The following is a 26,232-nucleotide window of genomic DNA, read 5'->3' as shown; positions in this document are numbered from 1 at the left end:
GGTACGCGTCAGTTTCTAGATACTGCAGGAACGGGAATCGCGATGGCACGGCTGACACGTGAACAAAGTCAGGCTAGGACGAAGGAAAAGCTCCTCGAGTCTGCTTACGAAGTTATGGCCCGGTATGGCTACGCGGGAGCGTCGATTGAGCGCATCGCGGAAGAGGCAGGCTATTCGAAGGGCGCTTTCTATTCGAACTTCACCAACAAGGAAGACATCTTCCTCCAGCTCCTCGCCGGAAATGCGGGCGGGGACGTGGTCGAACTCACCGATCTTCTGGGGAAATACGACGATCCGATGCAATTGATCGACGTGCTGGCAAATTGGGCCAACAACCGCGGAGATGATCGCAAGTGGGGTATGCTCGCAATCGAGCTTTTGAGAATGGCCCAGCACGACAAGACGCTTGGCGATCGTCACATCAAGCTTTTCCGCGATCAGTGGGAAGGCGTGGGTGAAATCCTGATACGCAAACTCGATCTCACGATGCGGTCGCCGGCAACCCCCTTCTACGTCGGCGGTATCGTCCTTGAGCTGACCTATGGCGGTATTTCGAGCTTCCTGAAGGACGGCGCGCCGGGTGACATGGTGCGGATCGTCCTCGGGGCGATGTACCGCTCTTCGCAAGAAGCGAAATCGATCTCAGGCGTAAACTAAGCCACGCGGCCTCTTCTCAGTTTTAGGCGGTTCCATCGCGCGTCCCGTCCGAGCGCCCTCAAGGCATTCGGGCAGGACGCGGTGTGCTCTTACACTTTCCCTGGCCGGCCAACCAATTCTCCGACTTGACAGCAAAAATTTCGAAGACTATCTTGAATTCGAAAACTATATAGTATGTGAAATCCATACGGTATCTTAGTTAGAATGACCACGCCGTTGAGGAGCGGCGGTCAAGGGAGGGAAAAATGAATCAACCTGCATCCACCATGGCCTAAGGGCGTTCGCGGACGTCGCAACGCGCGCTAGATCGCGTGCGATCTTCGTTTTACTCGGTAATAATCGGAAAAGCTCAAATGCTAGGGTTCGGCAACTCCCCGCAGGAGATCATGGCCGCGTCTGTGCTTGCCTTCATTGCAGGCGCAGTAGCGGTTTCTGCATTCATGCGATGGCGGAAAGCCATACTGGCCACCGACCTTTTGATGCCGGTTTCGTTTCTGGCTGCCTATTGGTTCGTCTACAACAAGATACCCGCATTCCCTCCGGTCGGTGCGGTCAACAAGATTTTCTTTATCGCTCTATTGGGCACCGTCGTCGGAATTGTCCTGGAATTCAGCGGGCTGCAGCGTCTCGGAAAGATGCTCGCATTGCTCCAACCTATCGTGGCAGCCCTCTATATCGGCCAGCCGATACTTGGCGCAACGCCATTGGAGGTTTTGTTCGCGGCGACTGCGGGCGTAGCCGTCATGGCGTTCGTTCTCTTCGGGAATGGAGAAGCTAGCGACGACGATGTCAGACGGGGCGGCGGCGTTGCGGTGCTCGCATTGGGCTTTGCCCCCATCGCCTTGCTTGGCGCGTCGTCTTCCACTTTTCAGCTTTGCCTCCTTTATGCAGCCGCCTCCTTCGGAGTTCTGGTTCTGCATGTGACCAAGCCCGCCTTTCGCTTCGGGCCTGTATCCTATCTGGGAGGTCTTGGAGGGCTGCTATCGGTCGCAGACACCGTCGTCCTGGTTACCCGCAAGACCGATTTGGTTGCTCTTGCTGTGCTTGCCTTGTCTGTCGTGCTCCCGCCGCTCGTTTCGGAACGCGTATGCCGTCGGATCGGCATTTCAAAGCCCTTTGCCCGTCTCGTTGTCTACATCACGTTCGCCGTCGCGCCGGCCGTATTGGCGGCACTGGTGGCGTTCCTGAACTACGGCACGGATTTCCCTGTTTAACTGAGGAGGAAGATGGAAATGAAAAAACGGCTTGCAGCACTCTTGCTTTCAGCGCCGCTGCTGACGCTGGCGGGAAACCCCGCATGGGCAACGAAGTTCGACATTGATCCCGTACATTCCGGGATAGCATTCTATATCGACCATCTGGGCTTTTCCCGCGTTATCGGCGTGGCAAAGGAGTTTTCCGGAGCCTTCGATTTCGATTCCGCGAAACCGGATGCCAGCAGTCTCGCCGTCAAGGTAAGCGTTGCGGGAATATCAACCAACAACAAGCAGCGCGACGGCGACATCCAGGGGGCCGATTGGTTCAATGCTACGGAGTTTCCGGAAATCACATTCGTCGGCAAAGAATTCAAGAAAACGACCGATACGACAGGCCAAATTGTCGGAGATCTCACCATCGCGGGTGTGACGAAGCCCGCAACCCTGGATGTGACGTTCAACAAGGAAGGCCAGAATCCTTGGGACAAGAGCCATGTCGTAGGCTTCAGCGCAACGACGAAAGTGAAGCGAAGCGATTTTGGGATGAAGGCTGCACTTGGCATGATCGGCGATGAGGTCGATCTGGTGATCCAAGTTGAAGGCCGTGAGCATCAGGGCTAAGTAAGCTCCGAGATCTCAGATTATTCAGACATGCAGGGCACCGTCGGCTGAAATCGACGGTGCTTTTTCATGACAGGGAGAAAGCCGTGATCTGCCCGCAAAATGAGTCGATCAATCGTCGAATTTCAGATACTTTTTAGTATGCAAATTCTTTTTGGTATGTTAAATGCGATTTGTCTGGAACCGTAGCAGCGCGCCGTATAGCTGCCTTCAGACCAAACGAGGAGGATTTTAACCATGGACGTACGCGCCGCCGTAGCCGTTGCCGCCGGCAAACCGCTGGAAGTCATGACCGTTCAGCTCGATGGCCCGAAGGCCGGCGAGGTGCTGATCGAGGTCAAGGCGACCGGCATCTGCCACACCGACGATTTCACCCTGTCGGGCGCCGATCCGGAGGGCCTGTTCCCGGCGATCCTCGGCCATGAGGGCGCCGGCATCGTCGTCGATGTCGGCCCGGGCGTCACCTCGGTCAGGAAGGGCGATCACGTCATTCCGCTTTATACGCCCGAATGCCGCGAATGTTATTCCTGCCTCAGCCGCAAGACCAACCTCTGCACCGCGATCCGCGCCACGCAAGGGCAAGGCCTGATGCCGGACGGCACCTCGCGCTTTTCGATCGGCAAGGACAAGATCCATCACTATATGGGCTGCTCGACCTTCGCCAATTTCACCGTGCTGCCGGAGATTGCCGTTGCCAAGGTCAATCCCGACGCTCCCTTCGACAAGATCTGCTATATCGGCTGCGGCGTCACCACCGGCATCGGTGCGGTCATCAACACAAGGTGGAGATCGGTTCGACGGCGATCGTCTTCGGTCTTGGCGGCATCGGCCTCAACGTCCTGCAGGGCCTGAAGCTTGCCGGCGCCGACATGATCATCGGTGTCGACATCAACAACGACCGCAAGGCCTGGGGCGAGAAATTCGGCATGACGCATTTCGTCAATCCGAAGGAGGTCGGCGACGACATCGTGCCTTACCTCGTCAATCTGACGAAGCGCAATGGCGACCTCATCGGCGGGGCCGACTATACGTTCGACTGCACCGGCAACACCAAGGTGATGCGCCAGGCACTGGAATCGTCGCATCGCGGCTGGGGCAAGTCGGTCATCATCGGCGTTGCCGGCGCCGGCCAGGAAATCTCGACCCGTCCCTTCCAGCTCGTCACCGGCCGCAACTGGATGGGCACGGCCTTCGGCGGCGCCCGTGGCCGTACCGACGTGCCAAAGATCGTCGACTGGTACATGCAGGGCAAGATCCAGATCGACCCGATGATCACCCACACCATGCCGCTCGAGGACATCAACAAGGGCTTCGACATGATGCACAAGGGCGAAAGCATCCGCGGCGTCGTGGTCTATTAAGCAGGGACGCAAAGTAAAAATCGATTTAGGAAGTCCTGAGTGCGACGAAAACCAGCAAATTTGCGCCTTCATGCACTAGACAAAATAGGTTCGATTTGCTCGTTTTCGCCACCCATTTGGTCTTTTCACCATCGACGGGGATTGGGATAGAGGAGCCGGCTACGCCGGAAGTTCAGCAATGATGAAATTTGGATCTCCCAGGGAAACCGCCCCTGGAGAGTTGAGGGTAGCTCTGACGCCAGAGGCTGCTCTTCAGTTGCAGAAACTGGGCTATGAGTGCGTGATCGAAACCGGTGCTGGGAGGCAGGCCGGATTTTCGGACGAGGCGTATCGTGCCGTGGGTGTCACGGTGGTCGACAGCGCGGCTTTGCTCTACGAGACATCCGACGTCATTGCCAAGGTCCGGCCGCCCGAAGCCGCAGAGGTGGCGCGGCTGGCACCGGGCAAGACGCTGATCTCCTTCTTCTACCCGGCGCAGAACAAGGAGCTTCTCGAGCAGGCCAGGTCCAGGGGCGCGAATGTCATCGCCATGGACATGGTGCCGCGCATCAGCCGAGCCCAGAAGATGGATGCCTTGTCGTCGATGGCCAATATTGCCGGCTATCGGGCGGTGATCGAGGCCGGCAATAATTTTGGCCGCTTCTTCACCGGTCAGGTGACGGCGGCCGGCAAGGTGCCGCCGGCCAAGGTGCTGGTGATCGGCGCCGGTGTCGCAGGGCTTGCGGCGATCGGCACGGCAACGTCGCTCGGCGCCGTCACCTATGCCTTCGACGTGCGCCCTGAGGTGGCCGAGCAGATCGAGAGCATGGGGGCGGAATTCGTCTTCCTCGACTTCGGCGAAGAACAGCAGGATGGTGCTGCGACCGGCGGCTATGCCGCGCCGTCCTCGCCGGAGTTCCGCGAGAAGCAGCTTGCCAAGTTCCGGGAACTGGCGCCTCAGATCGACATCGTCATCACCACCGCCCTGATCCCCGGCCGGGATGCGCCGAAGCTGTGGCTTGCCGATATGGTGGCGGCGATGAAACCGGGCTCGGTCGTGATCGACTTGGCCGCCGAACGTGGCGGCAATTGCGACCTGACGGTCCCCGACGAGCGCATCGTCTCCGACAATGGCGTGATCGTCATCGGCTACACCGATTTCCCGAGCCGCATGGCGGCGCAGGCCTCGACGCTTTATGCCACCAATATCCGCCACATGCTGACGGATCTGACGCCGGGCAAAGACGGGGTGATCGTCCACAACATGGACGATGACGTCATCCGCGGTGCGACCGTCACCAAGGATGGCGCGATCACCTATCCACCGCCACCGCCGAAGGTGCAGGCGATCGCCGCCGCCAAGCCGAAGGAAAAGGTGAAGGAGCCGACGCCGGAGGAAAAGCGGGCCCGGGAACTGGCCGCCTTCAAGGCGCAGACCAAGAACCAGGGCATCCTGCTCGTCATCGGCACCGCACTTCTGCTGCTGGTCGGCGCCTATGCGCCGTCGAGCTTCATGAGCCATTTTGTCGTCTTCGTGCTCGCCTGTTTCGTCGGCTTCCAGGTGATCTGGAACGTCAGCCATTCGCTGCACACGCCGCTGATGGCGGTGACCAACGCCGTCTCCGGCATCGTCATCCTCGGCGCGCTGTTGCAGATCGGCTCGGGCAACGGGCTGGTGGTGACGCTGGCGGCGCTGTCGGTGCTGATCGCCACCATCAACATCGTCGGCGGCTTCCTCGTCACCCGGCGCATGCTCGCCATGTTCCAGAAGTCTTAAGCGGCAGGGATCTTCACAATGACCATCGGTATCGTATCGGCCGCCTATGTTGCGGCAGCGGTTCTCTTCATCCTCTCGCTCGGCGGCCTGTCCGGCCAGGAAAGCGCCAAGCGCGCCGTCTGGTACGGCATTGTCGGCATGGCCCTTGCCGTAGTTGCCACGATCTTCGGCCCCATGATCGACAAGACCGTCGGCAATTGGTTCATCATCGCGCTGATGATCGCCGGCGGCGCGGTGCTCGGCCATTATGTGGCGAGCCGGGTGCAGATGACGGAAATGCCGCAGCTCGTTGCGGCGCTGCATTCCTTCGTCGGCCTTGCCGCGGTGTTCATCGGCTTCAATGCCCATCTCGAAGCGGCCCATGTCGCTTCTCTCGACGAGGCTTCCCGCGCAGCCCTCACCGGATTTGCCGGCATATTGGCGCATAAGGACGTGTTGGAACTGTCGATCATGAAGGTCGAGGTCTTCCTCGGCGTCTTCATCGGTGCGGTCACCTTCACCGGCTCGGTCGTCGCCTTCGGCAAGCTTGCCGGCAAATTGGACGGCAAGGCCAGGAAGCTGCCGGGCGGGCACGTTCTCAACGCGAGCGCCGCGATCGCCTCGCTGATCCTGTTGTTGATGTACTTCAACGGCGCCGGGGTCTGGACGCTTCTCCTGATGACGGCATTCGCCTTCTTCATCGGCTATCACCTGATCATGGGCATCGGCGGCGCCGACATGCCGGTCGTCGTCTCGATGCTGAACAGCTATTCCGGCTGGGCGGCCGCTGCGATCGGCTTTACGCTCGGCAACGATCTCCTGATCGTCACCGGCGCCCTGGTCGGCTCCTCGGGTGCGATCCTCTCCTACATCATGTGCAAGGCGATGAACCGCTCCTTCGTCTCGGTCATCCTTGGCGGCTTCGGCGCGAGCACCGGCGCACAGATGGAGATCATCGGCGAGCAGATCGCCATTAGTGCCGAGGGCGTCGCGGCCGCCTTGGACGAGGCCGACAGCATCGTGATCGTGCCGGGCTACGGCATGGCGGTGGCCCAGGCGCAGCAGTCGGTCTCGGAACTGACCCGCAAGCTGCGTGCTGCCGGCAAGACCGTCCGCTTCGCCATCCATCCGGTGGCCGGCCGTCTGCCCGGCCACATGAACGTGCTGCTTGCCGAAGCGAAGGTTCCCTATGACATCGTCTTGGAAATGGACGAGATCAACGACGACTTCCCCAACACCGACGTCGTCATCGTCATCGGCTCGAACGACATCGTCAACCCGGCGGCGCAGGAAGATCCGAACTCGCCGATATCCGGCATGCCGGTGCTGGAAGTCTGGAAGGCCAAGCAGGTCTTCGTCTCCAAGCGCGGTCAGGGCACCGGTTATTCCGGCATCGAGAACCCGCTGTTCTTCAAGGAGAACACCCGCATGTTCTACGGTGACGCGAAGAAGTCGGTCAGCGAGCTCTTGCCGATGATCGGCTAGGCAGGATACGCGCGCAGCCCTGCGATGTTGTTACGGTCATCCCACGGCGAAAGCGGCTCTGTCTGCACCAGCCTTACGGCAACAAGATGCGTCGGGATTTACACGGCCACTATTTGCGGTCGTGTTCTCCCGGCGAACCTATGAAGAACCGTCACCCAAGAGCCCTGTGCAGAGGGCGGCTGCAGCGCAACAATTGCTGTAATGGAAAGACCGCAATCCTAAGCCTGCAACGCGGGTCCGTGGTACTCTCTGGGTGGAAGACTATGCGGCAATAATGTCGACGCGGTCAGCCGAAATCGAGAGTTAGTTTCAGTGCTCAGCCATGGCAGAGATAATAGCAATGCGGCTTGACGAGATCGCAACAACGATCGCGTCAAGCCGCCAACATCCCGCTGGCCGAGTTCGGATCTGTCGGCCTTTGAGATAAGCCTGTAGGAAGGGAGCTTGGTCGCGCCGACGGGGCGCATCCTTGCGGCGACTATTCCTCCGGAGCAATCCTCACGACGATGCCATCCAAAGCCTGGTCAAAAGGAATTTGACAGGAGAGGCGGGAATTGTGCTCGCGATAATCCGACCCCTCCAGCAATTCGCTCTCATCGATCGAGGCATCGGGTAAATGTCCGCCGACCGAGAGGCCCTCCACATAGACATGACAGGTGGCGCAGGACAGGCAGCCACCGCACATCGCGAGAAGTTCGTCAAAACCGGCATTCCGAATGTTTTCCATGAGAGACATGCCGATGCGCCCCTCGAAGTGATGAAGTTCGCCATCGCGTGTGCGCAGTGAGATCGTAGCCATTGATTTTCCCGTGTTCCGATTGAGAAACCTCGGACCGTCAGTTGGTATCGAGGGTCAATTCCTTGAGTTGTTTAGAGATATCAGCCAATCGGTCGCTGCTGAGCTTGGCCGCGTGTTCGACGAGTTTCCGCCCCTGGACGTAATCTCGCGGCGAATTCACGCAATCCAATGCGATCACCGCTCCGTTCTTTAGATAAACCAGGCTGAAGCTGCGGCTTGCCGGCTCGCCTCGTAGGACGACGGCGTCGTAGCCGACATTGAGGCCGACCGTCTGGAGCTTCAGGTCATATTGGTTCGACCAGAACCAAGGCAGCGCATCATAGGCTTTATAGTCGCCGCAAATGGCTTTCGCGGCTGTCGTCGCCTGGTCGGTGGCGTTCTGTACGGACTCGATCCTAATGCCCGCACCATTGATGAGTTTTGCGCAATCACCGACGCAATATATGTGGGGTAGCGACGTGCGGCAGTGTTCGTCGACATCTACTCCATTGCTGCCTTCGGCTCCGGCAGTGAGAAGCGGGGCGGCAGACGGCACGATCCCGATGCCCACCACGACGATGTCGGCTTCAATTGCTTGGCCGGATTCCAGAAGCAGGCCACTCACATGGCTGTCATGCCCGACGATGGCTTTGACGCCGCTATTCAGGCGGATATCTACCCCGTGGTCCCGGTGTTCGCGCTCATAGAAGCGGGATATGGGTTCTCCGGCCACTCGGGCGAGGACCCGGTCAAGGGCTTCGACAAGAACGACGTCCTTGCCGAGCTCCCGAAACACGGCCGCCGCTTCGAGGCCCACATAGCCGCCTCCGATGATTGCGACCTTTCTGACATCTGAAAGAACGCCCAGGAGCGCATCGCAATCAGCCTTCGAGCGGATATAGAAGATGCCGGGCAACTCGCTGCCTGGGCAGGAAAGTTTTCGCGGCTCTCCGCCAGCGGCCCAGACGAGGCTACCATATGAATAGCGTGCGCCATTTTCCAGGATAACCGTCTTTGCGATTGGATCGACCGCGACGACGCGCGCGCTCAGCAGGAGTTCCACATTGCGCGAACTCCAGAAATCCTGCGGTCTCAGATGCATCCTCTCGAATGTCTTCTTCCCGGCGAGATACTCCTTCGACAATGACGGTCGGTCGTACGGCACCTCCGGTTCGGCACCGATGAGGGCTATGCTTCCTTCGAACCCGGCTTGACGAAGCGCCGCCGCGGTTTGGCAACCGCCGTGTCCCGCGCCGACAATGATGCAATCGAAGGTGCCGGTGAGGGCGTCCTGTGTCATGGCGTCACTCTCTTTCCGCGCCGATCAGAACGAAGCACATGGTAGCGGGCTTGCCGCTTTTGTTGCGCCATGCGTGCCGCGTGCCGCACTGGACGACAATGTCGCCTTGTTTCAGGAGGGTCTCCGCACCGTCATCGAGTTCGAGCCAGACTTCGCCATCGAGAACGATGTCATAGTCGATAGTGTTCGTAGTGTGCATGCCAGGCGCGTCCGCCTCGAACGCCTGGATCAGTCCGGGGACGTGTACCGCCTGCTCCTCGAACGCGGCCACGGGATCGACGGTAGCGAAGACCGAATCCGGTGGGAAAACCACGATCATGAGCTTCGTCCCGCCCGGTTCGGGCGTGATCAGAATTTTCGGAGGCGCCTGTTCGGCATGATCCTGCGGCAGGCTTGGCCTTGCCGGCGTGGCGTAGACGACAGATGTCAGGTGACCGGGTACGGAGTCGTATCTATGGGCATTGGGTGTCGGACCGTCGCTGATGAAAACCGACTTGCCGTCTTTAAGGCCCGTGACCACCCGGCGCGGGATGCGGATGTCTGCTCCCTTATTCATAGGTCAGGCCTTTCGCTTTCAACTGGGGACGCATGTTGTTGATGTCGAGGCTCAATTGGCCTGACTCGTAAAGCGCCCGCTTTTCGTCCTCCATCTGCTGCCGTTTAAGGGCTTTCTGAAGGACCGCTTCCGCCTCAGTGCGTTTGACCACGCACACGCCATCGTCGTCCGCGATGATCACGTCGCCCGGCTCGATCGCTGCGCCAGCACACACGATCGGAACCTGTACGTTCGCCAGGGTCTCCTTCACCGTGCCTTGGGCTGAGATCGCCTTGGCCCAGACTGGAAACTTCATCGCCCGGAGATCGGCAACGTCGCGCACGCCGGCATCGATGATCAGGCCGAGGATTCCGCGCGCCTTGCATGAGGTGGCGAGCAAATCGCCGAAGTATCCGTCGGTGCAGGGGGAGGTCGGCGCGACCACTAGGATGTCGCCGGGCTGGGCCATTTCGAGGGCGACGTGGATCATCCAGTTGTCACCGGGCGGAACTTCACATGTCAGGGCCGTCCCGCCGATGCGTGCGCCCTCGATTACGGGCCGCAGATGCGAAGCCAGGAGGCCCTTCCGGCCTTGCGCTTCATGGACCGTTGCGACGCCAAGTTTGCCCAAGGCCTCGCAAACCGCGCGGTCGGTCCGCGGCGTCTTTGTAACTACTCTCACCAGAATCCTCCCGGGCGTGTCCCTCGCTGGCGCGGACACGCCTCTTTAGATACCAAATAGTATGCAAATTCTAAATAGAATGTCAATCCGAACCCGCGAGTTCTGCGCGGGTTTGGGCCCGCTTTTGGCTAGGAAGCCGATGCTTCCAGGAAGCTGGAATCGAAGGCGGTCGCCGAAGTCGATCGGGCGGTTTCGTCAAGCAGGTTGGCGCGGATCATGAGGTCGACGGTGGTGTCCCACGCCTCCCGTGGTATCGAAAGATCGCCGGGCCACATTCCCATGTCGCGCATGTAGCGGAAGCCCTGCAGCGCAAGGCCCGCGTCGTCCTTGGTCGTGATCCGCTGGAAAATCGGAAGCGTGATGTCCTCGCGGCCGGGATCGTTGGTGATCGCATGGGCTTCGCGCAGTGCACGGAGGAAGCGGACCACGAGGTCGCGGTTTGTCTCCAGCCAGGCAGTGCGTCCGATGACCGCCGCGAAGACGATTTGTGGGATGATTTCATTGATCTCGCCGATGAGATTGAAGCCTTCTCTTTCGGCGAGGAAATTCCAGGGTGCTGGTTGCGGGGCACAGTCGATTTCACCGGATTGAAGCGCCTCCCAGCGTTTCGTGTGAATGCCCGCGAGTGCGAACTCGTAGTCGCCGGGATAGCGCAGTCCTCCCCTGGACAGGAGCATCTGCGTGTAGATCGCGGTGCCTTCGGTCAGCGAAGACGTCCCGACCTTCTTGCCCCGGAGGTCCTGGATAGAGTTGATGGAGGGCTGGGCCACGAGGGACATCGGCAATCTGTTCGAGTTCGAGGCGATCACCCGGAGTGCGCCGGCTTGCACGAAGTTTGAAACGGCCCCTTCTGGAGGCGTGATTGCGAGGTTGGCCTCGCCCTCCAACACGGCACTGGTGGCTTTGTCGACGGTCCCCATCTTCATGTACTCGATCGACAGCCCGTGCTTGACGAAAATACCGTGTTCTTCTGCCACAAAAACCGGTAGCCAGTTGAAGCCTTGCGCTCCGCCAGCCAGGCTGAGTTTCTGGGTTGAGGTCATTTGAAATCTCCCTATGGATTTCGGGCTGTTCACAGGCCGCGGTCTTGGAGTCGTTTATCCAGCAGCGGGTACACACGCCGCGCATTTGCTTCGAAGACCGCTCGTCTCTCGTCTTCCTGAAGGTCGAGCTGGTCGATGTATCGCTTGGTGTCATCGAAGGGATGACCGGTCTCGGGATCGATTGCCTTGACCGCGCCGAGCAGCTCCGAGCCGAAAAGGATGTTTTTCGTGTCGACGACGCGGAAAAGCGTATCGATGCCCGCCTGGTGGTAGACGCAGGTGTCGAAAAACAGGTTGTTCATGAGGTGCGTGTCCAAGCCCGGCTTTTCGAGCATGATGGACAGACCGCGATACCGCCCCCAATGGTAGGGCGCCGCCCCGCCGCCATGCGGTATGATCAGCTTGAGGTCGGGGTGACGCTCGAAGAGGTCTCCCTGGATAAGCTGCATGAAAACTGCGGTGTCGGCGTTGATATAATGCGCCCCGGTCGTATGCAGGCAGCGTTCGCAGGACCCGGAGACGTGGATCATGGCGGGTACCTGAAGGTCCACCATCGCGTCCCAAAGCGGATCCCACCAGGCATCGTAGATTGGCGGCGCGCTCCAGCGCCCCCCTGAGGGATCGGGATTGAGGTTGCAGCCGACGAAGCCATTGTCGACGCAGCGCGCAAGTTCCTCGATGACCGCTGAAAGATCGCCGTCTACGGTTTGTGGAAGCTGGCAGACCGCGGCGAAGTTGTCGGGAAACATGTCGACGATCCGACCGATATTGTCGTTCGAAACGCGCGCCCATTCTTTCGCCACCGGCAGGTTCGGCAGATGGTGCCCCATGCCGGAGGCGCGCGGGCTAAGTAGCGTGACATGCGAGCCGCGCTCACGCTGGATCTTGAGCTGATTGGTCTCGATGATGTCGTGAAGCTGTTTGTCGGGGATGCCCGGATAGACCGGGCGATCCGATGATGTGCCTTCCGCGAAAGCGACCTGGGCCTTGCGGAAGGCGTGGTGCTCTGGCGGCTCTGTGGTGAAGTGGCCGTGGCAGTCTATGATGAGTGTCATCACGCGTTCCATTTCGCGGGGAGGTCGGAAATACCGCGGAATCGCCAGCCTTTGCCTTTGATTTCGCGCGATCCGTCGAGCCGAAGTTCGGGCAACTGACGGAACACTTCCGCAAGTGCGATCTCGCCCATGGCCCTTGACAGAAAATGTCCCGAACAGAAGTGCGGACGGAAGCCGAACGAGAGGTGCTGCTTCTTCTTACGGAACATGTCGAACTTGTCGGCATCCTCGAAGCGAGACTCGTCACGGTTGGCGGAGCCCATAACGATCGCGACCGACGCTCCCTGAGGAATGACCGTCCCTGCGATCTCGAAATCCTCTCGGGCGATCCGCGGTGTCACGCCGATCGGCGCGATCCAACGCAGCCCCTCATCGAAGGCGCGCATGGCGTTTTCCTGCGGCTGCTCCGCCATGACTTTCGCCTGTTCGGGATTCGAAAGAAGACCGGCGCAGGCATTCGCTGCCGCATGACCGGGTTCCTGAAGGCCGCCAAGAATAATGACGCGTATGGTCGGTGAAATCTCGTCCCAACTGCGCGCTTCGCCTTTCGGCATGCCGCCATGCATCACATGGCTGAGGAGGGAGTTGTTGGGCTTGGACAGGCAGGCTTGGTAAAGGTCGCCCATTTGCTTGTCGATATCGGCGAGAGCGTCGTCCAGTCGCTTCCACACCCCCGCGTCGTTGCTGACATTCTGCAGGCCAAGAGCCATCGCGTGGAACCACTCGACGAGGGTTTCATTCGGCGTTTCCGTGAGGCCGATAACGTCGCCGATGCACCGCACGGAGATCGGCTCGAACAATTCGGCCGTAAGGTTCGCCTCTCCCTTGGCTTTGATCGCGTCGACGTAACGCTGCACCACGGGGCGCGTCAGACCTTCGACAAACGACCGGACACGCTCCTGCGTGAGGTTTTCGTCGATGCCCTGACGAAGGCATTGGTGCTCCTCGCCGGACATGGTCAATACATTCGGCATGCCCATGACGCGCGCCTCCGGGCGGTCCGCCGATCCGGAGGGGCCGAAAATCTTGTCATGACCGCCGATCCTGCGGCAGTCGTCAAATCGGGTGATGAAGTATTCCTTCGTTCCTTCGAAGAAGGCCACTGGCTCTTCAGCGCGCAGCCTCGCGTAAACCGGATACGGATCTCGATACAGATTCTCGCCCGTCAGTTCGGTGTTGTTTCCTGTCATGGATGTCCTCCCCATCGCCCCGTCAGCGAGGCATTCGATCACCTTGCCGCCACCCAACTCCAACCCGATGGCAGGCTACTCTGAGGCCGTTCCGTCGCAAGCCAATCCAGATGCGATTGATGCTTGACATACCGAAACGTCTTCGGATACTTATTGGTATCCAAAGCGGGGATGGCTGTCAATCATAGAAATGGACAGGCCGTCCGGGAGACCGCTCAGGGAGGGAGGAAATAGTGGAAATGAGCAGCATTGCGGACGCTCGTCTCGTGCTTGAGGCGCGAGGCGTTTCAGTGCACTTCGGCGGCATCAAGGCGCTCACCGACGTTTCGGTCTCGGTGCGTTCGGGCGAGATCTGCGGCCTGATCGGACCGAATGGCGCGGGCAAAAGCACCTTTCTCAACGCGATCACTCGTCTCGTGGCCTATGACAGCGGCACCATTGTTTTGAATGGGACGCCAATCGAAGGCGCGAGGGTTCGGGACATGATTGGCCTCGGTGTCGCCCGAACGTTCCAGAACCTCGGCATCTATGCCTCCATGACGGTTCTGGAAAATGTCATGCTCGGTGCCCACCATGAACTCGGGGGCAAGTTCGCACGGGCGATCCTGACGCCCTTGCGATCGCGAGCCGAGGAGCGGGCGGTGCGCGAGAGGTCGATGGCCATCCTCGAAGAGATGGGAATGGCCGATATGGCTGCTCGGAAAGCTGGCGCGCTTTCCTATCCGTTGCAAAAGCGGATGGAGATTGCCCGCGCCCTCGCGTCAGACCCCAAGATATTGCTTCTCGACGAACCGGCGGGAGGGTTGACGCATGGCGAAGTCAACGAGTTCGGCACTCTGCTGGACGAAGTAAGAAAGAACCGCAATCTCTCGATCCTCCTCATTGAGCACCACATGGGCCTGGTGATGGGGCTGTGCGATAGGATCGTTGTTTTCCATCTCGGTCGTAATCTCGCCGAAGGCACTCCGAGTGAAATCAAGTCGAACGACGCGGTTGTCTCCGCTTATTTGGGGAGGGCGGCATGACGCTTCTCGACGTTAAGGACCTCTCGGCTTTCTACGGAAAAACGCAAGCGCTCTTCGACTGTTCGTTCGCGGTCGAAGAGGGCGAGTTCGTGGCACTTCTCGGGTCGAACGGAGCTGGAAAGACCACTCTGTTGCGCGCCGTTTCCGGCCTCCTGTCGTTCAAGGGTTCCATATTCTATGCGGGAAAGTCGCTGGAGTGGATCTCAGCTCAAAAGCGGCTCGGACTCGGTATCGCCCAGATCCCGCAGGGCCGAGGCACCTTCTCGGAATTCACGGTGGACGAAAACCTTCAGCTCGGCGCCACCATCATCTCCAGCCGGTCTCAGATCAGGCAAGACAAGGAGCGTTGGTATGAAACCTTTCCGCGGCTGCGCGAAAGGCGCGACCAGCTAGCCGGAAACTTAAGCGGCGGCGAGCAGCAGATGCTCGCGGTCGCCCGTGCGCTCATGTCCCGTCCGAAACTCCTGATGTGCGATGAACCATCGCTCGGCCTGGCGCCGTCGATTACGCAGGAGATCCTGGCGATATTCAAGACGCTGCACCGCGACCACGGAATGACGCTGCTGGTGGTCGAGCAGAACGTCGATATCACGCTGCAGTACGCGGACAAGGCCTTCGTCATCGAGGCGGGGCAGATCGTCGCCGGCGGCGCCGCGAGCGACCTCATAAACAATGAGGACATCAAGAAATCATATCTGGGGGTCGCCTGATGAGTCTCTTCTTCCAGCTCGTCGTGAGCGGGTTAACAACGGGTGCCATCTACGCGGCACTGGCGCTCGCGCTCGTACTCATTTTCCGGGCGACAAATGTCGTGAATTTCGGCCAGGGCGAAATGGCGACATTCTCCGCTTACGTTGCGTGGCAGTTGATGCAGTGGGGCGTTGAGCTCTGGCTGGCCGTGCTGGCGAGCCTGGCGGTCGCATTCTGCATCGGCATCGCGACATTCCGCCTCGTGATCAGGCCGTTGATGAGCGCGCCCGTGGAAGCGGTGGTCGTGGTCACGCTTGGAATATTCGTGCTCTTCCAGGCCATGTGCATGTGGATCTGGGGAGCCGAACAACTCTCGTTCCCAAGCCTGTTTCCCGATGGCGGCTTCAGTCTCGGGGAGGTTCGCGTGCTCGCGTCCGCAGTCGGCACGCTGGCGATCCTGATCTGCATCGCGGCAGCCTTCGGTTTCATCTTTCGCTTCACGAGACTTGGATTGTCCATGCGTGCGGCGGCTTTCGACCGGGCGCGCAGCGTACTCGTCGGCGTCGACGTCGAGCGCATGCTGATGCTGGGATGGGGTTTTGCCGCGGTCATCGGGGCTTTTGCGGCGATCCTGATTGCGCCGCGTCTCTTTCTTAGCCCGACAATGATGGCGCCGATTTTGTTTTACGGCCTCGCCGCCGCGACTCTCGGCGGATGGGATAGTCCCCTCGGCGCAATTGTCGGCGGTCTGGCGGTCGGCGTCGCCGAAAGCCTCGGCGCGAGCTACCTCCCTTTCATCGGCGCTGACATGCGTATCGCAGTGCCCATCGTCCTCACGTTGGCCATCCTGCTTGTGAAGCCCGTCGGCCTGTTCGGTTCCTACAAGGTGACAAAACTATGAGTGACGGATTCCGCCCGGCTGCGGTCAAGTTCGGTCTCTTCGCATTTCTCGCAATACTGATCCCGTTGGTCGCTCCGGACTACGCGCACCAGCAGATATGCGTTGCGATCGCTTATGCAATCGCAATTCTTGGACTGAATCTCCTGATGGGATTTGCGGGGCAAATCTGCCTCGCGCAGGGCGCGCTCTTCGGCGTCGGCGCCTATGTGACGGCAATCCTGAATGCGACCTACGGCGTACCTCCGCTTGCCACTCTTCCTGTTTCGGCCGCAGTTACGGTTTTGGTCGGGCTAGCGATCGGCCTCCCGGCGCTGAGACTTCAGGGCCTGCAGTTGGCAATTGTCACCTTCGGCATTGCCGCTGCTTTCCCTCAGCTTGTGTTGAAAATGGGGAGCCTCACCGGCGGGGTTTCGGGCCTTCCGATCGACGCTCCGGAAGCGCCGGAATGGCTTCCCCTCAGCCCGGAGCTATGGCTCTACGTTATTTGCCTCGGATGCGCGGGGATCGGCGCCCTTCTGGTTGCGTTGATGCTTTTCGGCGATGTCGGACGGGCGCTGCGGGCCCAGCGTGACAATGCGCAGATCGCGGAAGCCCTTGGTGTGAACCTGACACGCACGCGATTGTGGGCATTCGCGGGAAGCTCGGCACTCGCGGGCATGGGCGGCGGCGTGTTCGCCATAGTCACCGGTTTTGTCAGCCCGGAGTCGTTCCTGGCGATCCTGTCCATCAACATCGTGATCGGTAGCATCGTCGGCGGGGTGACGAGCATCGTCGGGGCATTTCTCGGCGGACTGTTCATGGTCTTCGTTCCGACCTGGGCGTCCGACATCAACCTCAGCCTCGGCAACCTGATTTATGGCCTCGCGCTAATCCTGATCATGATGGTCGCGCGCAACGGCGTTACTGGCTTCATCGAAAAATGGCTTTCGATGATTTTTCGGAAAACAGCGGGCTGAGGAGGCCTGCCACCGAACAATGGGAGGAACTGATATGAGATTTGTCTCCAAGCTGAAGGGCTGCACTATGCAGTTGGCCGTGGCCGCGCTGCTCGTTGCGACCCACGCCAGCGCAGCCGAGACCACGCCGGGGGTAACCGACGATTCGGTGAAGATCGGCGTTACCGGCCCATTGACCGGGCCGGTTGCCGTTGTCGGCGGCGTCGCGGAAGGCATACGCGCCCGCATCGAACAGGCCAACGCCGAAGGCGGCGTTAAGATGGGCGACGGAAAAACGCGCAAAATCGATCTGGTCATCGAAGATGACTCGCTCGATCCCCAGCGCACGCTGGCCAACGTCCGTAAAATGGTCGAACAGGAAAAGGTATTCGCCTTGGCGGGCACCGCCGCAACGCCAAATAACCTTGCGATCGGCCGCTACATCACCCAGAAGAAAATCCCGAATATTTTCATGTATTCAGGGGTGATTGCCTTGAATGCTCCGAAGTGGGAGGTCGGCTTCGTCCCATCCTTCTCCACGGAGGCGGACTCGTTCGCCGAATATCTGAAGGCGCATAAGCCCGAAGCGAAGGTCGCCATTCTCTATCTAAACACCGAGACCGGCCAGACCTTCATGAAGGCGTTCGACCGTTCGATCGAGGGCTCCCACGTCAAGGTATTGGACCGACAGCCTGTCACCTCCCAAGATCCAACCGTTGAAACTCAGCTCTCGACGCTGAAAGCGTCCGGTGCTGACACCCTCGTCATCATCGCAGCACCCCGCCAGGGCGGCGAGGCGATCCGCTTTCAATCCGAAAGCGGCTGGAAGCCTCTGACCCTGGTGACGAACCTTTCGTCGGCTTATCCGGTTCTCCAGTCGGTTGGACTGGACAACGCCAAGGGCATCATCACGTCGGACTACCTCAAGCCCATCATCAGCGACAAGCCGTCGGGCGACGCGGGCGTTGATCGTTATCTTTCCGCCATCTCCGCGGCCAAGGTAAACTTTAATTTCGCAAACACGATTGGTCAGACCGGCTACGCCATCGGCGATTCCTTGATTCAGGCGCTTGAGAAGCTCAAGAACCCGACGCGCGAGGAACTGATGAAGGTCGTGCAGAATATGGACGGCTGGAAAAATCCCCTTCTTCTGAACGGCATTACCATGACCACCAAGGAAGGCAGCGACATTTTCCCGACCGAAGCGCTGCAGCTCTATCAGTTCGACGGCCAGAAGTACGTGCCGCTCGGCGACGTCATGCATTTTGAGGGCAAGACGAAGGAGTGATGCAGTAATGAGGACGCCGGACCGCTGTCGCTGGCGTTCTCAATCCCGATCCAGCCTGCGGGAAGCAGTTTCCAAAAAAGAATAATATAATTATAAAATGCAATTGTGCATTCCTTCAAACGTGGCTAGTCTCTCATCGGAGGATGAAGGGCTGACCGTCGGCGCCGAGACCATTTGGGAGAGGTGGAGGCCTGCCGGCACCCTAAGGCCGAGGCTCGTTTGGTGTCCATTTCTGTGTCGCGTCATGGGGCTCGGAGACGGTCACTCAAGCGATTTATTGCACTAAGGAGGAGGAATTCATGCGTTCAGCAGGTCTCTATTTTTCGACCGCAGCTATCTGCGTGGCAATTGTGACGGGAGCCATGGGCACAACAGCCAAAGCTGCCGAGAAGATTTCAATCATGGTGGGTGGGTATGAAAAGCAGATCTACCTGCCCGCCAAGCTCACCGAAGCCCTCGGCTATTTCAAGGACGAAGGGCTCGATGTCGAACTGCTGAATGAGTCGGCTGGAGTTGATGCGGAAAATCAGCTACTTGCGGGCGCCGTTCAGGGTGTTATCGGCTCTTACGACCATTGCGTGGATTTGCAATCCAAGGGCAAGTTCGTCGAGTCGGTCGTCCAATTGCAGCAGGTTCCCGGCGAAGTAGAGCTAGTTTCGACGAAACATCCGGAAATCAAATCGCCTGCCGACTTCAAAGGAAAGGCACTCGGGGTAACCGGCCTCGGCTCATCCACCAATTTTCTGACGCTTTACATGGCATCGAAGGCTGGATTGAAGACAGACGATGTGACGACTGTTCCGGTCGGTGCAGGCTCGACCTTCATCGCAGCCATGCAGCAGGACCAGATCCAGGCTGGAATGACCACCGAGCCGACCGTATCACGGCTGCTGAAGACAAACGAAGCCAAGGTGCTGGTGGACCTTCGCACCGTCGAATCGACACGAGCGGCGCTCGGCGGAGTTTATCCATTTGCTTCGCTGTACATGGAAAGTTCCTGGGTCGACTCGCACAAGGAGGAAGTCCAGAAATTGGTCAACGCCTTTGTAAAAACAATGCGATACATCGACACGCACTCTGCCGCGGAGATCGCTGACAAGATGCCGAAGGATTTCTATGTCGGCGACAAGGACGGCTATGTCAAAGCGCTTGAGGTAAGCAAGGGCATGTTCACACCTGACGGAGTGATGCCCAAGGGAGGCCCGGAAACCGTCCTGACGGTTCTCTCGGAATTCTCCAAGAACGTCAAAGGCAAGCAGATCGATCTTTCGAAGACCTACACGACGGAATTCGTCAAAAACGCCAGATAAGCGGACTGGGTTCGGATATATCGACAGGGCTGTCTTGATGTTTCATGCGGTGATAGAAAAACCGCAATGGAAGCAATGAATCGGAAGCCATGGCGAGAAGTAGCCTCACACCGCAGATCAGCGGCAATATCATCGAGTTCGTGAAAGCGAACGAAATGCGCGAAGGCCAGCATCTGCCTCTTCAGATGCTGGCCGATGCATTCCGCGTCTCGCGCGCGCCGATCATGAGCGCGCTCAGGAGCCTGGAGAGCCGTGGCATCGTCCGTGCCGAGCCGAACCGAGGCTACTTTCTGGCGGTTGATGGCGAGAGCCTGAATGCTTCCAGGCCGGAGAGCCCCAAAGACAGCGATGGTGACGAAGCCATTTATTTCCGGATCGCCGAGGACCGCTTTTCCGGCAAGCTCGAGGAGCGTGTCAGCGAAAGCGAGATGATGCGCCATTACGATCTGCCGCGAAGCCGTTTGCTTAAGATCCTGCATCGGATTGCGGATGAGGGATGGGTCGAGCGCCTGCCCGGCAACGGTTGGTCCTTCCGGCAAACCTTGACGTCGAGGCAAAGCTATCAGGATGGCTACACGTTCCGTGCCGTCATCGAGCAGCAGGCCATGCTGCTGCCAAGCTTCAAGCCAGATCCTGAAGGGTTCAGACGCGCGCGTCAGATCCAGACGGAACTTGGCCAGGGTGGGTATGAAACCTGGTCGCGCGCTGAGATTTTCAAGGCGAACAACGAGTTTCACGAGATGCTCGTCGCTTGCTCGCACAACGAATTCTTTCTCGATGCGATCAGGCGCATAAACCGCCTGCGCCGGCTGATCGAATATCATATCACGATCGACAGAAGCCGGCTTCCGAGACAGACGGCCGAGCATCTGCATATCCTCGACCTGATCGAAGACGGTCGCCGCAACGAGGCGGCGGCATTCCTTTATACCCACATCATGGGTGCGAGCCGCATCAAGACGCCTCAGGTGTGATCCAGATCCTTGAGAAGGATGCAGACCGGGCTGCCGACGGTAAGGACGCTCGACAGCGTCGACAGTGCGCCGGATCTTTTATCGACTCCGAGGGCGACCACCGTATCGGTATCCTCATTGGCAGCAAGCAGGACATCGCCTTCGCAAAGAAGCATAAAGAAGCGCGGCGTCTTTCCGGCCGTCGTCCATGAGCCGACGGATGTCATGCGCCCATCCTCTCCAATCGCAAAACCCGCAATCGTGTCGCTGCCGCGATTGGATGCGTAGACGAAACGGCCATCGGCAGAAACCGCAATCTCGGCGCCGCGACTGTTGCCGGTGAAGCTATCGGCGAGCGACGAGAGAATCTGGAATGGCTCGATATCCCCGGTCGCAGGGTCGAAGCGATACGCGGCGACGCTGCAGTCCAGCTCGTTGATGACGTAGGCGAGGCGGCCTTGGGGATGAAAGGCAATATGGCGCGGGCCGGCGCCTTCACGGGTCTGACAGGATGCCGCCCTGATCAGTGCGCCGGAGGCGCGGTCCAGACGATAGACGAATATCGCATCCAGGCTCTTATCCGGCACCACGATCCAGTTGCCCGAAGGGTCGAACTGGACCTGATGGGGCTTGGCGAAGGGCTGCTCGACGCGGTGAGGACCAAGCTTTCCTTCGATCACGGTCAGGCTCTCGACCGGGCCAAGCCGTCCGTCATCCAGACGCCGGAGCACGGCGAGCGAGGAGGTCACATGGTTTGCAACGATCAGAAACTGGTTCGAGGGGTCGAACGAGAGATGGACGGGGTTGCGGCCCTCGGTCGATTGCTCGTTCAGGAAGGACAGGTGACCAGAAGATGGATCGATGGAGAAAGCGCTCACGCGGTCGGAATCGCCGTGAACGGTGTAGAGGAAACGCCCCGTCTGATCGAAGGCGAAGAAGGAGGGGTTTTCCATCTTCACCAGTTGCCGATGCTCCCAGCTCAGATCCTGCCCGAGCCGGTAGACGTTCAGACCGTTGCCACGCGCGTTGCGCGCCTTCGTCGTGCGTGCACCGACATAGGCGATCCTCACCTTTTCCCCGTCCATACCAGAAATCCCCGCGCGAATTGATGTGCTTGCCATCAATATCGCTATTTACACTCCACAGCAATTGCATTTTATAATCATATTGTGTAAATAGGCTCGCATGTGCTCGGACATACCCGGGCTATCACCATCACTGCTTCTGGGAGGTAGCAATGACCGATGCTGCGACAAGCGGACTAGAAAAGACCACGATGCGGAAGGTCTTCTGGAGGATCGTCCCCTATACGTTTCTGCTCTACATCATCTCGTATCTGGATCGCGCGAACCTCGGTTACGCGGCGTTGCAGATGAACAAGGATCTGGCGCTGTCTGCCGAAGCCTTCGGCTTTGCCGGCGGTATCTTCTTCATCGGCTATTTCCTTTTCGAAGTGCCGAGCAACATCGCCTTGCAGAGATACGGATCGCGTATCTGGATTTCACGCATCCTGCTGACCTGGGGTGCCGTCGCCGTGCTGACCGGCTTTGCTCAAAGCGCCATGCAGCTTTATATCCTGCGCTTTCTTCTGGGCGTTGCCGAAGCCGGCTTCTTCCCAGGCATTATCATCTATCTGACCTACTGGTTCCGCTCGAAAGAGCAGGCGACGACTGTGGCATTCTTCACCGCCGCCATTCCCGTTTCCTATCTTATGGGCGCGCCGCTCAGCACTTGGATCATGGACAATGTCAGCGGCTTCGGTCTTTCTGGTTGGCGATGGATGCTGATCCTTGAAGGCGTCCCTGCAGTTGCTGCCGGCATCTTCAATTATTTCTACATGACGGACCGCCCCGAAAAGGCGAAATGGCTGACCGAGGAGGAGCGGGACTGGCTGACGAAAGCGCTTGCCGCCGATCATGCCAATCGCAAGAACGTCAAACATCTTGGTCTCTGGCAGGCGATCTCGAACCCGAAAGTGCTGTTCCTGTCCGCCATCTATTTCATCTATCAGGTCGGCAATCTCGGTATTGGCCTGTGGATGCCACAGATCATCCAGAGCTTCGGCGGCGATCTCAGCCATTTCCAGATCGGCCTCGTCGCCATGGTCCCCTATGCCGTCGCCACCATCGCCATGGTGTTGTGGTCGCGCAGCTCGGACCGCACCGGCGAGCGCCAGAAGCATACGGCGGCCCCGCTGCTGATTGCAGGCATCGCATTGGCGGCGACTGGCCTGACCCATGATCCCTATATTGCTATCGCGCTGATCTCCGTGGCGCTCGCCGGGATCTATGCCTTCAAGTCGCCGTTCTGGTCGCTGCCCGGCCTGTTCCTGACCCGATCGACCGCTGCGGTCTCGATTGCCGCCATCAATTCCATCGGCAATCTCGGCGGCTTCGTCGGCCCATACGCAATGGGTGCAGCCAAGACATGGACGGGAAGTGCCCTCGGCGGGCTCATGTTCCTCGCGGCACTTCTGTTGCTGTCCTTCCTGATGACCTGGTTCATGCGTGTCTCCAATGCGGAGACCGCAGAGGGCGTGGGACCGTCTGGGCAATTCAATATCGCGCGGGCCAGATCGCCCAAATCGTGAAGCAGGGTTTCAGAGCATGAGCATGACGACGATCGGCAAATTCGCCGTAGATGGCGTCCAGTACGATATCATTGACCTACCGAAGGAGGCCGGCCCGAAGCTCGAGCGGATGCCCTATATCCATCGCATCCTACTGGAGAACGTGCTCCGGACAGGGGGAGATGACGCCGTGCGGGCCAAATCGGCGATCATTGCCTGGCTCGATGAGGGCAGGAGCGAGGTGGAAATCCCGTTCTTGCCGAACCGTGTCCTCATGCATGACACGACCTGCGGACCGGCACTGGTGGATATTGCGGGCATGCGGTCCGCATTGGCGGAGGCCGGCGGTAATCCGGCCCTGCTCAATCCCGTGGTGCCAGTCGATGTGTCGACCGATCATTCAGTTGCCGTCGATGCGTTCGGAAGCTCTGCTTCGCTTGAGCGCAACATGCAGCGCGAATATGAGCGCAATGCCGAGCGCTATAGCTTCATGAAATGGGCGACCAACACGCTGACCGGCTTCCGGGTCCATCCGCCCGGCACCGGTATCATGCACACCCTCAATCTGGAGCGGCTCGCAACGGTCGTGACCCACCAGCAGAAAGACGGCAGGCGCTGGGCCGTTCCCGATACCTTGATCGGAACGGACAGTCATACCCCGATGATCAACGGGATCGGCGTGCTTGCCTGGGGTGTCGGCGGCCTGGAGGCGGAAAGCGTCTTCTTCGGCATGCCGGTGACGCTCCGTGTGCCGGATGTCGTCGGCGTGCGCCTGATCGGCGGCCTGCGGGAGGGTGTTCTTGCCACCGATCTCGCGCTGGTCGTCACCCATCTGCTGCGTCAGATCGACCTTCAGGACAAGTTCGTCGAGTTCTATGGGCCGGGCGTGTCGACGTTGACGGCGGGCGACCGCGCAGTCGTTGCAAACATGACGCCGGAATTCGGCGGCAATAGCGGCTATTTTCCGATCGACGGCCATACGATCCAATATCTGAGGGCGACCGGGCGCAGTGAGGATCACGCCGATTTCGTCGAGCACTATGCCAAGCGCGTGGGGCTCTGGTTCGATCCATCCTCGGAGCCTCGATATACATCCACCCTTGAAATCGATCTCTCCAGCGTCGAACCGAGCCTTGCGGGTCCCCGGCGTCCGCAGGATCGCATTCCCGTCAGCGAAACGGCGCCGGCCATTGCCGGCATGAAGAAGCCGTCGGTCGATGTCGAAGGGCAGCCGAACGGCGGCGCCGTCGCGATTGCCGCGATCACGAGCTGCACCAACACATCCGATCCGCGCCTGCTCGCCGCCGCCGGGCTTCTTGCGCGCAAGGCGCGCGCCTACGGACTGCGTCCGCCTCATTGGGTGAAGACATCGCTGGCGCCGGGATCCCCGACCGCTGAGCGCTATCTTCAGCGAGCCGGCCTGCTTGAAGATCTCGAAGCCGTGGGTTTCGGGCTCGTCGGCTATGGCTGCACGACATGCATCGGTAATTCCGGTCCCCTGACGGATCCCGTCGCAAAGGCGATGGCAGAGCGCGATATTCTGCCCGTGGCGGTGCTTTCCGGAAACAGGAATTTCCCCGGCCGCGTGCATCCTCAGCTCGAAGCGGGCTTCCTCGCTTCCCCACCCATGGTCGTAGCCTTTGCGCTGGCCGGCACCGTCGCGCTCAATATACTGACGGATCCGATCGGCTATTCCCGTGAAGGGACACCGGTCACGCTTTCGATGGTGTGGCCAACGGCGTCCGAGATCGATGCGGCCTTGGCGCAGGCCTCTGACATCGGCGACTTCGCCCCCGCCTACGAGAAGGCCGAGACCAGCAAGGCATGGCGAGACCTCGATGCGCCGACCACGATTATTTTTCCTTGGGACGAAAAATCGACCTACATCCGCCGGCCGCCTTTTGCGAGCTTCGGCAAGGGCACGCTGCTGGGTGATTATCAGGCTCACCCCATTCTGGTCGTCGGCGACGACATAACGACCGACCATATTTCCCCGGCCGGCGCCGTCGAGGCGAAGAGCGATGCGGGGCGCTATCTCATCGAGAGGGGAGAGAACCCGGCGGACCTCAACGTGTTCTCGTCGCGGCGCGGCAATTGGCAAGCTATGATCCGCGGCCTGTTCACGAACAAGACGGTCAGCAACCTGATCGGAGCGGATATTCCACCCGGATCGACCATTCATGCCCCTTCGGGCGAGATCATGTCTCTCTGGGCCGCCGCGCAGCGCTACGCAGCGGAAGATCGATCGGTCGTGGTCGTTGCTGGCGAGCGGTACGGTATGGGATCGTCGCGCGATTGGGCTGCGAAGGGTGTTTCACTGCTGGGGGTAAGGGCGGTTCTCGCCTTGAGCTTCGAGCGTATCCATAGATGGAACCTGATTGGAATGGGCATCCTGCCGCTTCGATTGCCGGAGGCTTGTGGCCCTGCCGAGCTGGCGTTTGCGGCGGAAGATCTGGTGGAGATCTCTGCCGATCCAACGCGCATGGAGCCACGTTGCAAGGTTAGCGTTGTTGTGAAGCGATCGACTGGACAGAAAATAGGCCTCACGGCAACCGCCGCGATCGAAACCAACGCTGAGGTCGACATTCTCCGGGCGGGAGGCATTCTCCCTCTTATTCTGCGCAATGCGATGCAGACCGGAGCAATGTCGCGATTGCTCTAGAAGCGTTCATTCGGGAAACACGCCGAAACCGGGCTGAGAGAGAAGCTATCTCAGTTTGCGGTTAATGCGGCGCTTTGAGCTTGGCTACCATGCAGTTCGCGTGAATGAGAGCCAACGTCACTGGGACAGTGAAAAGCAGGTGACTGGGAGCTTTCCAAGCCTCCGTAGTCTTTTAGCATTATCCATTTCCTGTCCCTCTTATCCCATTTGCGCAGCTAACCTCTAAGTTGCATCAAATGCAAAACTTTTTATTAATCGTTA

22 protein-coding genes and 1 pseudogene are annotated in these 26,232 nt (G+C 59.4%); 15 read left to right on the top strand and 8 right to left on the bottom strand.

Annotated features, from left to right (window positions below):
* The first annotated feature begins 42 nt into the window (after nt 1-42).
* The 6 genes and pseudogenes from NXC24_RS32640 to NXC24_RS32615 all read left to right on the top strand — a co-directional run bounded on the left by NXC24_RS32640 (nt 43) and on the right by NXC24_RS32615 (nt 7,055).
* A complete protein-coding gene (locus NXC24_RS32640) occupies nt 43-657 on the top strand; it encodes a TetR/AcrR family transcriptional regulator (RefSeq protein WP_104827407.1) in 615 nt (204 codons plus the stop codon).
* Between the two features lie 353 nt (nt 658-1,010).
* Nucleotides 1,011-1,871, top strand: a complete 861-nt coding sequence (locus NXC24_RS32635; RefSeq protein ID WP_104827406.1) for a hypothetical protein — start codon at nt 1,011-1,013, stop codon at nt 1,869-1,871.
* 18 nt (nt 1,872-1,889) lie between these two features.
* A complete protein-coding gene (locus tag NXC24_RS32630) occupies nt 1,890-2,474 on the top strand; it encodes a YceI family protein (protein WP_104827956.1) in 585 nt (194 codons plus the stop codon).
* A 237-nt stretch (nt 2,475-2,711) separates the two neighbouring features.
* A pseudogene (locus tag NXC24_RS32625) lies at nt 2,712-3,835 on the top strand (S-(hydroxymethyl)glutathione dehydrogenase/class III alcohol dehydrogenase).
* A 181-nt stretch (nt 3,836-4,016) separates the two neighbouring features.
* Nucleotides 4,017-5,591 carry a Re/Si-specific NAD(P)(+) transhydrogenase subunit alpha gene (locus NXC24_RS32620; protein WP_104827955.1) on the top strand — a complete coding sequence of 525 codons (1,575 nt, stop codon included), beginning with the start codon at nt 4,017-4,019 and terminating at the stop codon, nt 5,589-5,591.
* Nucleotides 5,592-5,609: 18 nt separating this feature from the next.
* The gene (locus NXC24_RS32615; RefSeq protein ID WP_104827405.1) at nt 5,610-7,055 is read left to right on the top strand and encodes an NAD(P)(+) transhydrogenase (Re/Si-specific) subunit beta; all 1,446 of its coding nucleotides are present in this window, start codon (nt 5,610-5,612) and stop codon (nt 7,053-7,055) included.
* A 478-nt stretch (nt 7,056-7,533) separates the two neighbouring features.
* Here NXC24_RS32615 and NXC24_RS32610 read toward each other — a convergent pair whose 3' ends face one another.
* The 7 genes from NXC24_RS32610 to NXC24_RS32580 form a co-directional block, all read right to left on the bottom strand.
* On the bottom strand, nt 7,534-7,854 hold the full coding sequence (locus NXC24_RS32610) for a 2Fe-2S iron-sulfur cluster-binding protein (RefSeq protein WP_104827404.1): 321 nt from the start codon (nt 7,852-7,854) through the stop codon (nt 7,534-7,536).
* 37 nt (nt 7,855-7,891) lie between these two features.
* Entirely contained in the window at nt 7,892-9,133 is a 1,242-nt protein-coding gene (locus NXC24_RS32605) for an FAD-dependent oxidoreductase (RefSeq protein WP_104827403.1), read from the bottom strand.
* A gap of 4 nt (nt 9,134-9,137) precedes the next feature.
* The gene (locus tag NXC24_RS32600) at nt 9,138-9,689 is read right to left on the bottom strand and encodes a cupin domain-containing protein (RefSeq protein WP_104827402.1); all 552 of its coding nucleotides are present in this window, start codon (nt 9,687-9,689) and stop codon (nt 9,138-9,140) included.
* Complete coding sequence (locus NXC24_RS32595; RefSeq protein ID WP_104827954.1) at nt 9,682-10,353, bottom strand: 4-carboxy-4-hydroxy-2-oxoadipate aldolase/oxaloacetate decarboxylase; 672 nt, start codon at nt 10,351-10,353, stop codon at nt 9,682-9,684. Before NXC24_RS32595 ends, NXC24_RS32600 begins: the two co-directional genes overlap by 8 nt.
* Before the next feature lie 125 nt (nt 10,354-10,478).
* Complete coding sequence (locus tag NXC24_RS32590) at nt 10,479-11,393, bottom strand: ABC transporter substrate-binding protein (RefSeq protein WP_104827401.1); 915 nt, start codon at nt 11,391-11,393, stop codon at nt 10,479-10,481.
* A 29-nt stretch (nt 11,394-11,422) separates the two neighbouring features.
* A complete protein-coding gene (locus NXC24_RS32585) occupies nt 11,423-12,448 on the bottom strand; it encodes an amidohydrolase family protein (protein ID WP_104827400.1) in 1,026 nt (341 codons plus the stop codon).
* Complete coding sequence (locus tag NXC24_RS32580; RefSeq protein ID WP_104827399.1) at nt 12,448-13,638, bottom strand: cytochrome P450; 1,191 nt, start codon at nt 13,636-13,638, stop codon at nt 12,448-12,450. The genes NXC24_RS32585 and NXC24_RS32580 overlap by 1 nt, the downstream gene beginning before the upstream one ends.
* A 239-nt stretch (nt 13,639-13,877) precedes the next feature.
* On the opposite strand from NXC24_RS32580, the gene NXC24_RS32575 reads away from it, so the two are divergent.
* The 7 genes from NXC24_RS32575 to NXC24_RS32545 all read left to right on the top strand — a co-directional run bounded on the left by NXC24_RS32575 (nt 13,878) and on the right by NXC24_RS32545 (nt 20,761).
* Complete coding sequence (locus NXC24_RS32575) at nt 13,878-14,663, top strand: ABC transporter ATP-binding protein (protein ID WP_104827398.1); 786 nt, start codon at nt 13,878-13,880, stop codon at nt 14,661-14,663.
* Entirely contained in the window at nt 14,660-15,373 is a 714-nt protein-coding gene (locus tag NXC24_RS32570) for an ABC transporter ATP-binding protein (RefSeq protein ID WP_104827397.1), read from the top strand. The genes NXC24_RS32575 and NXC24_RS32570 overlap by 4 nt, the downstream gene beginning before the upstream one ends.
* Nucleotides 15,373-16,254: a branched-chain amino acid ABC transporter permease gene (locus NXC24_RS32565; RefSeq protein WP_104827396.1), complete on the top strand. Its 882-nt coding sequence runs from the start codon at nt 15,373-15,375 to the stop codon at nt 16,252-16,254. The genes NXC24_RS32570 and NXC24_RS32565 overlap by 1 nt, the downstream gene beginning before the upstream one ends.
* Complete coding sequence (locus NXC24_RS32560) at nt 16,251-17,210, top strand: branched-chain amino acid ABC transporter permease (RefSeq protein ID WP_104827395.1); 960 nt, start codon at nt 16,251-16,253, stop codon at nt 17,208-17,210. The genes NXC24_RS32565 and NXC24_RS32560 overlap by 4 nt, the downstream gene beginning before the upstream one ends.
* Before the next feature lie 34 nt (nt 17,211-17,244).
* The gene (locus NXC24_RS32555; protein ID WP_104827394.1) at nt 17,245-18,477 is read left to right on the top strand and encodes an ABC transporter substrate-binding protein; all 1,233 of its coding nucleotides are present in this window, start codon (nt 17,245-17,247) and stop codon (nt 18,475-18,477) included.
* A 299-nt stretch (nt 18,478-18,776) separates the two neighbouring features.
* Nucleotides 18,777-19,787 carry an ABC transporter substrate-binding protein gene (locus tag NXC24_RS32550; protein WP_104827393.1) on the top strand — a complete coding sequence of 337 codons (1,011 nt, stop codon included), beginning with the start codon at nt 18,777-18,779 and terminating at the stop codon, nt 19,785-19,787.
* A gap of 89 nt (nt 19,788-19,876) precedes the next feature.
* Complete coding sequence (locus NXC24_RS32545) at nt 19,877-20,761, top strand: GntR family transcriptional regulator (protein ID WP_104827392.1); 885 nt, start codon at nt 19,877-19,879, stop codon at nt 20,759-20,761.
* Here the strand turns inward: NXC24_RS32545 and NXC24_RS32540 are convergent.
* Nucleotides 20,752-21,825: a lactonase family protein gene (locus tag NXC24_RS32540; RefSeq protein ID WP_104827391.1), complete on the bottom strand. Its 1,074-nt coding sequence runs from the start codon at nt 21,823-21,825 to the stop codon at nt 20,752-20,754. The two genes, NXC24_RS32545 and NXC24_RS32540, sit on opposite strands and share 10 nt — an antisense overlap.
* Nucleotides 21,826-21,977: 152 nt before the next feature.
* Here NXC24_RS32540 and NXC24_RS32535 point away from each other — a divergent pair, with 152 nt between their 5' ends.
* On the top strand, nt 21,978-23,330 hold the full coding sequence (locus NXC24_RS32535; RefSeq protein ID WP_104827390.1) for an MFS transporter: 1,353 nt from the start codon (nt 21,978-21,980) through the stop codon (nt 23,328-23,330).
* A 22-nt stretch (nt 23,331-23,352) separates the two neighbouring features.
* The gene (gene acnA, locus NXC24_RS32530; RefSeq protein ID WP_104827953.1) at nt 23,353-25,971 is read left to right on the top strand and encodes an aconitate hydratase AcnA; all 2,619 of its coding nucleotides are present in this window, start codon (nt 23,353-23,355) and stop codon (nt 25,969-25,971) included.
* Nucleotides 25,972-26,232: the final 261 nt, after the last annotated feature.

The sequence above is a fragment of the Rhizobium sp. NXC24 genome (genome assembly GCF_002944315.1).
Classification (GTDB): Bacteria; Pseudomonadota; Alphaproteobacteria; order Rhizobiales; family Rhizobiaceae; genus Rhizobium.
The sequence above is the reverse complement of the archived record's forward strand: the minus strand, read 5'-3'. Positions and strand labels throughout refer to the sequence as shown.

Bases quoted from the DNA above. Each gene is read 5' to 3' on its own strand.
- NXC24_RS32575 (WP_104827398.1), top strand. From the start codon at position 13,878: ATGAGCAGCATTGCGGACGCTCGTCTCGTGCTTGAGGCGCGAGGCGTT.
- NXC24_RS32585 (WP_104827400.1), bottom strand. From the start codon at position 12,448: ATGACACTCATCATAGACTGCCACGGCCACTTCACCACAGAGCCGCCA.
- NXC24_RS32560 (WP_104827395.1), top strand. From the start codon at position 16,251: ATGAGTGACGGATTCCGCCCGGCTGCGGTCAAGTTCGGTCTCTTCGCA.
- NXC24_RS32550 (WP_104827393.1), top strand. From the start codon at position 18,777: ATGCGTTCAGCAGGTCTCTATTTTTCGACCGCAGCTATCTGCGTGGCA.
- NXC24_RS32565 (WP_104827396.1), top strand. From the start codon at position 15,373: ATGAGTCTCTTCTTCCAGCTCGTCGTGAGCGGGTTAACAACGGGTGCC.
- NXC24_RS32580 (WP_104827399.1), bottom strand. From the start codon at position 13,638: ATGACAGGAAACAACACCGAACTGACGGGCGAGAATCTGTATCGAGAT.
- NXC24_RS32545 (WP_104827392.1), top strand. From the start codon at position 19,877: ATGGCGAGAAGTAGCCTCACACCGCAGATCAGCGGCAATATCATCGAG.
- NXC24_RS32555 (WP_104827394.1), top strand. From the start codon at position 17,245: ATGAGATTTGTCTCCAAGCTGAAGGGCTGCACTATGCAGTTGGCCGTG.
- NXC24_RS32615 (WP_104827405.1), top strand. From the start codon at position 5,610: ATGACCATCGGTATCGTATCGGCCGCCTATGTTGCGGCAGCGGTTCTC.
- NXC24_RS32535 (WP_104827390.1), top strand. From the start codon at position 21,978: ATGACCGATGCTGCGACAAGCGGACTAGAAAAGACCACGATGCGGAAG.
- NXC24_RS32600 (WP_104827402.1), bottom strand. From the start codon at position 9,689: ATGAATAAGGGAGCAGACATCCGCATCCCGCGCCGGGTGGTCACGGGC.
- NXC24_RS32620 (WP_104827955.1), top strand. From the start codon at position 4,017: ATGAAATTTGGATCTCCCAGGGAAACCGCCCCTGGAGAGTTGAGGGTA.
- NXC24_RS32590 (WP_104827401.1), bottom strand. From the start codon at position 11,393: ATGACCTCAACCCAGAAACTCAGCCTGGCTGGCGGAGCGCAAGGCTTC.
- NXC24_RS32540 (WP_104827391.1), bottom strand. From the start codon at position 21,825: ATGGACGGGGAAAAGGTGAGGATCGCCTATGTCGGTGCACGCACGACG.
- NXC24_RS32570 (WP_104827397.1), top strand. From the start codon at position 14,660: ATGACGCTTCTCGACGTTAAGGACCTCTCGGCTTTCTACGGAAAAACG.
- NXC24_RS32605 (WP_104827403.1), bottom strand. From the start codon at position 9,133: ATGACACAGGACGCCCTCACCGGCACCTTCGATTGCATCATTGTCGGC.
- NXC24_RS32640 (WP_104827407.1), top strand. From the start codon at position 43: ATGGCACGGCTGACACGTGAACAAAGTCAGGCTAGGACGAAGGAAAAG.
- acnA (WP_104827953.1), top strand. From the start codon at position 23,353: ATGACGACGATCGGCAAATTCGCCGTAGATGGCGTCCAGTACGATATC.
- NXC24_RS32610 (WP_104827404.1), bottom strand. From the start codon at position 7,854: ATGGCTACGATCTCACTGCGCACACGCGATGGCGAACTTCATCACTTC.
- NXC24_RS32630 (WP_104827956.1), top strand. From the start codon at position 1,890: ATGAAAAAACGGCTTGCAGCACTCTTGCTTTCAGCGCCGCTGCTGACG.
- NXC24_RS32635 (WP_104827406.1), top strand. From the start codon at position 1,011: ATGCTAGGGTTCGGCAACTCCCCGCAGGAGATCATGGCCGCGTCTGTG.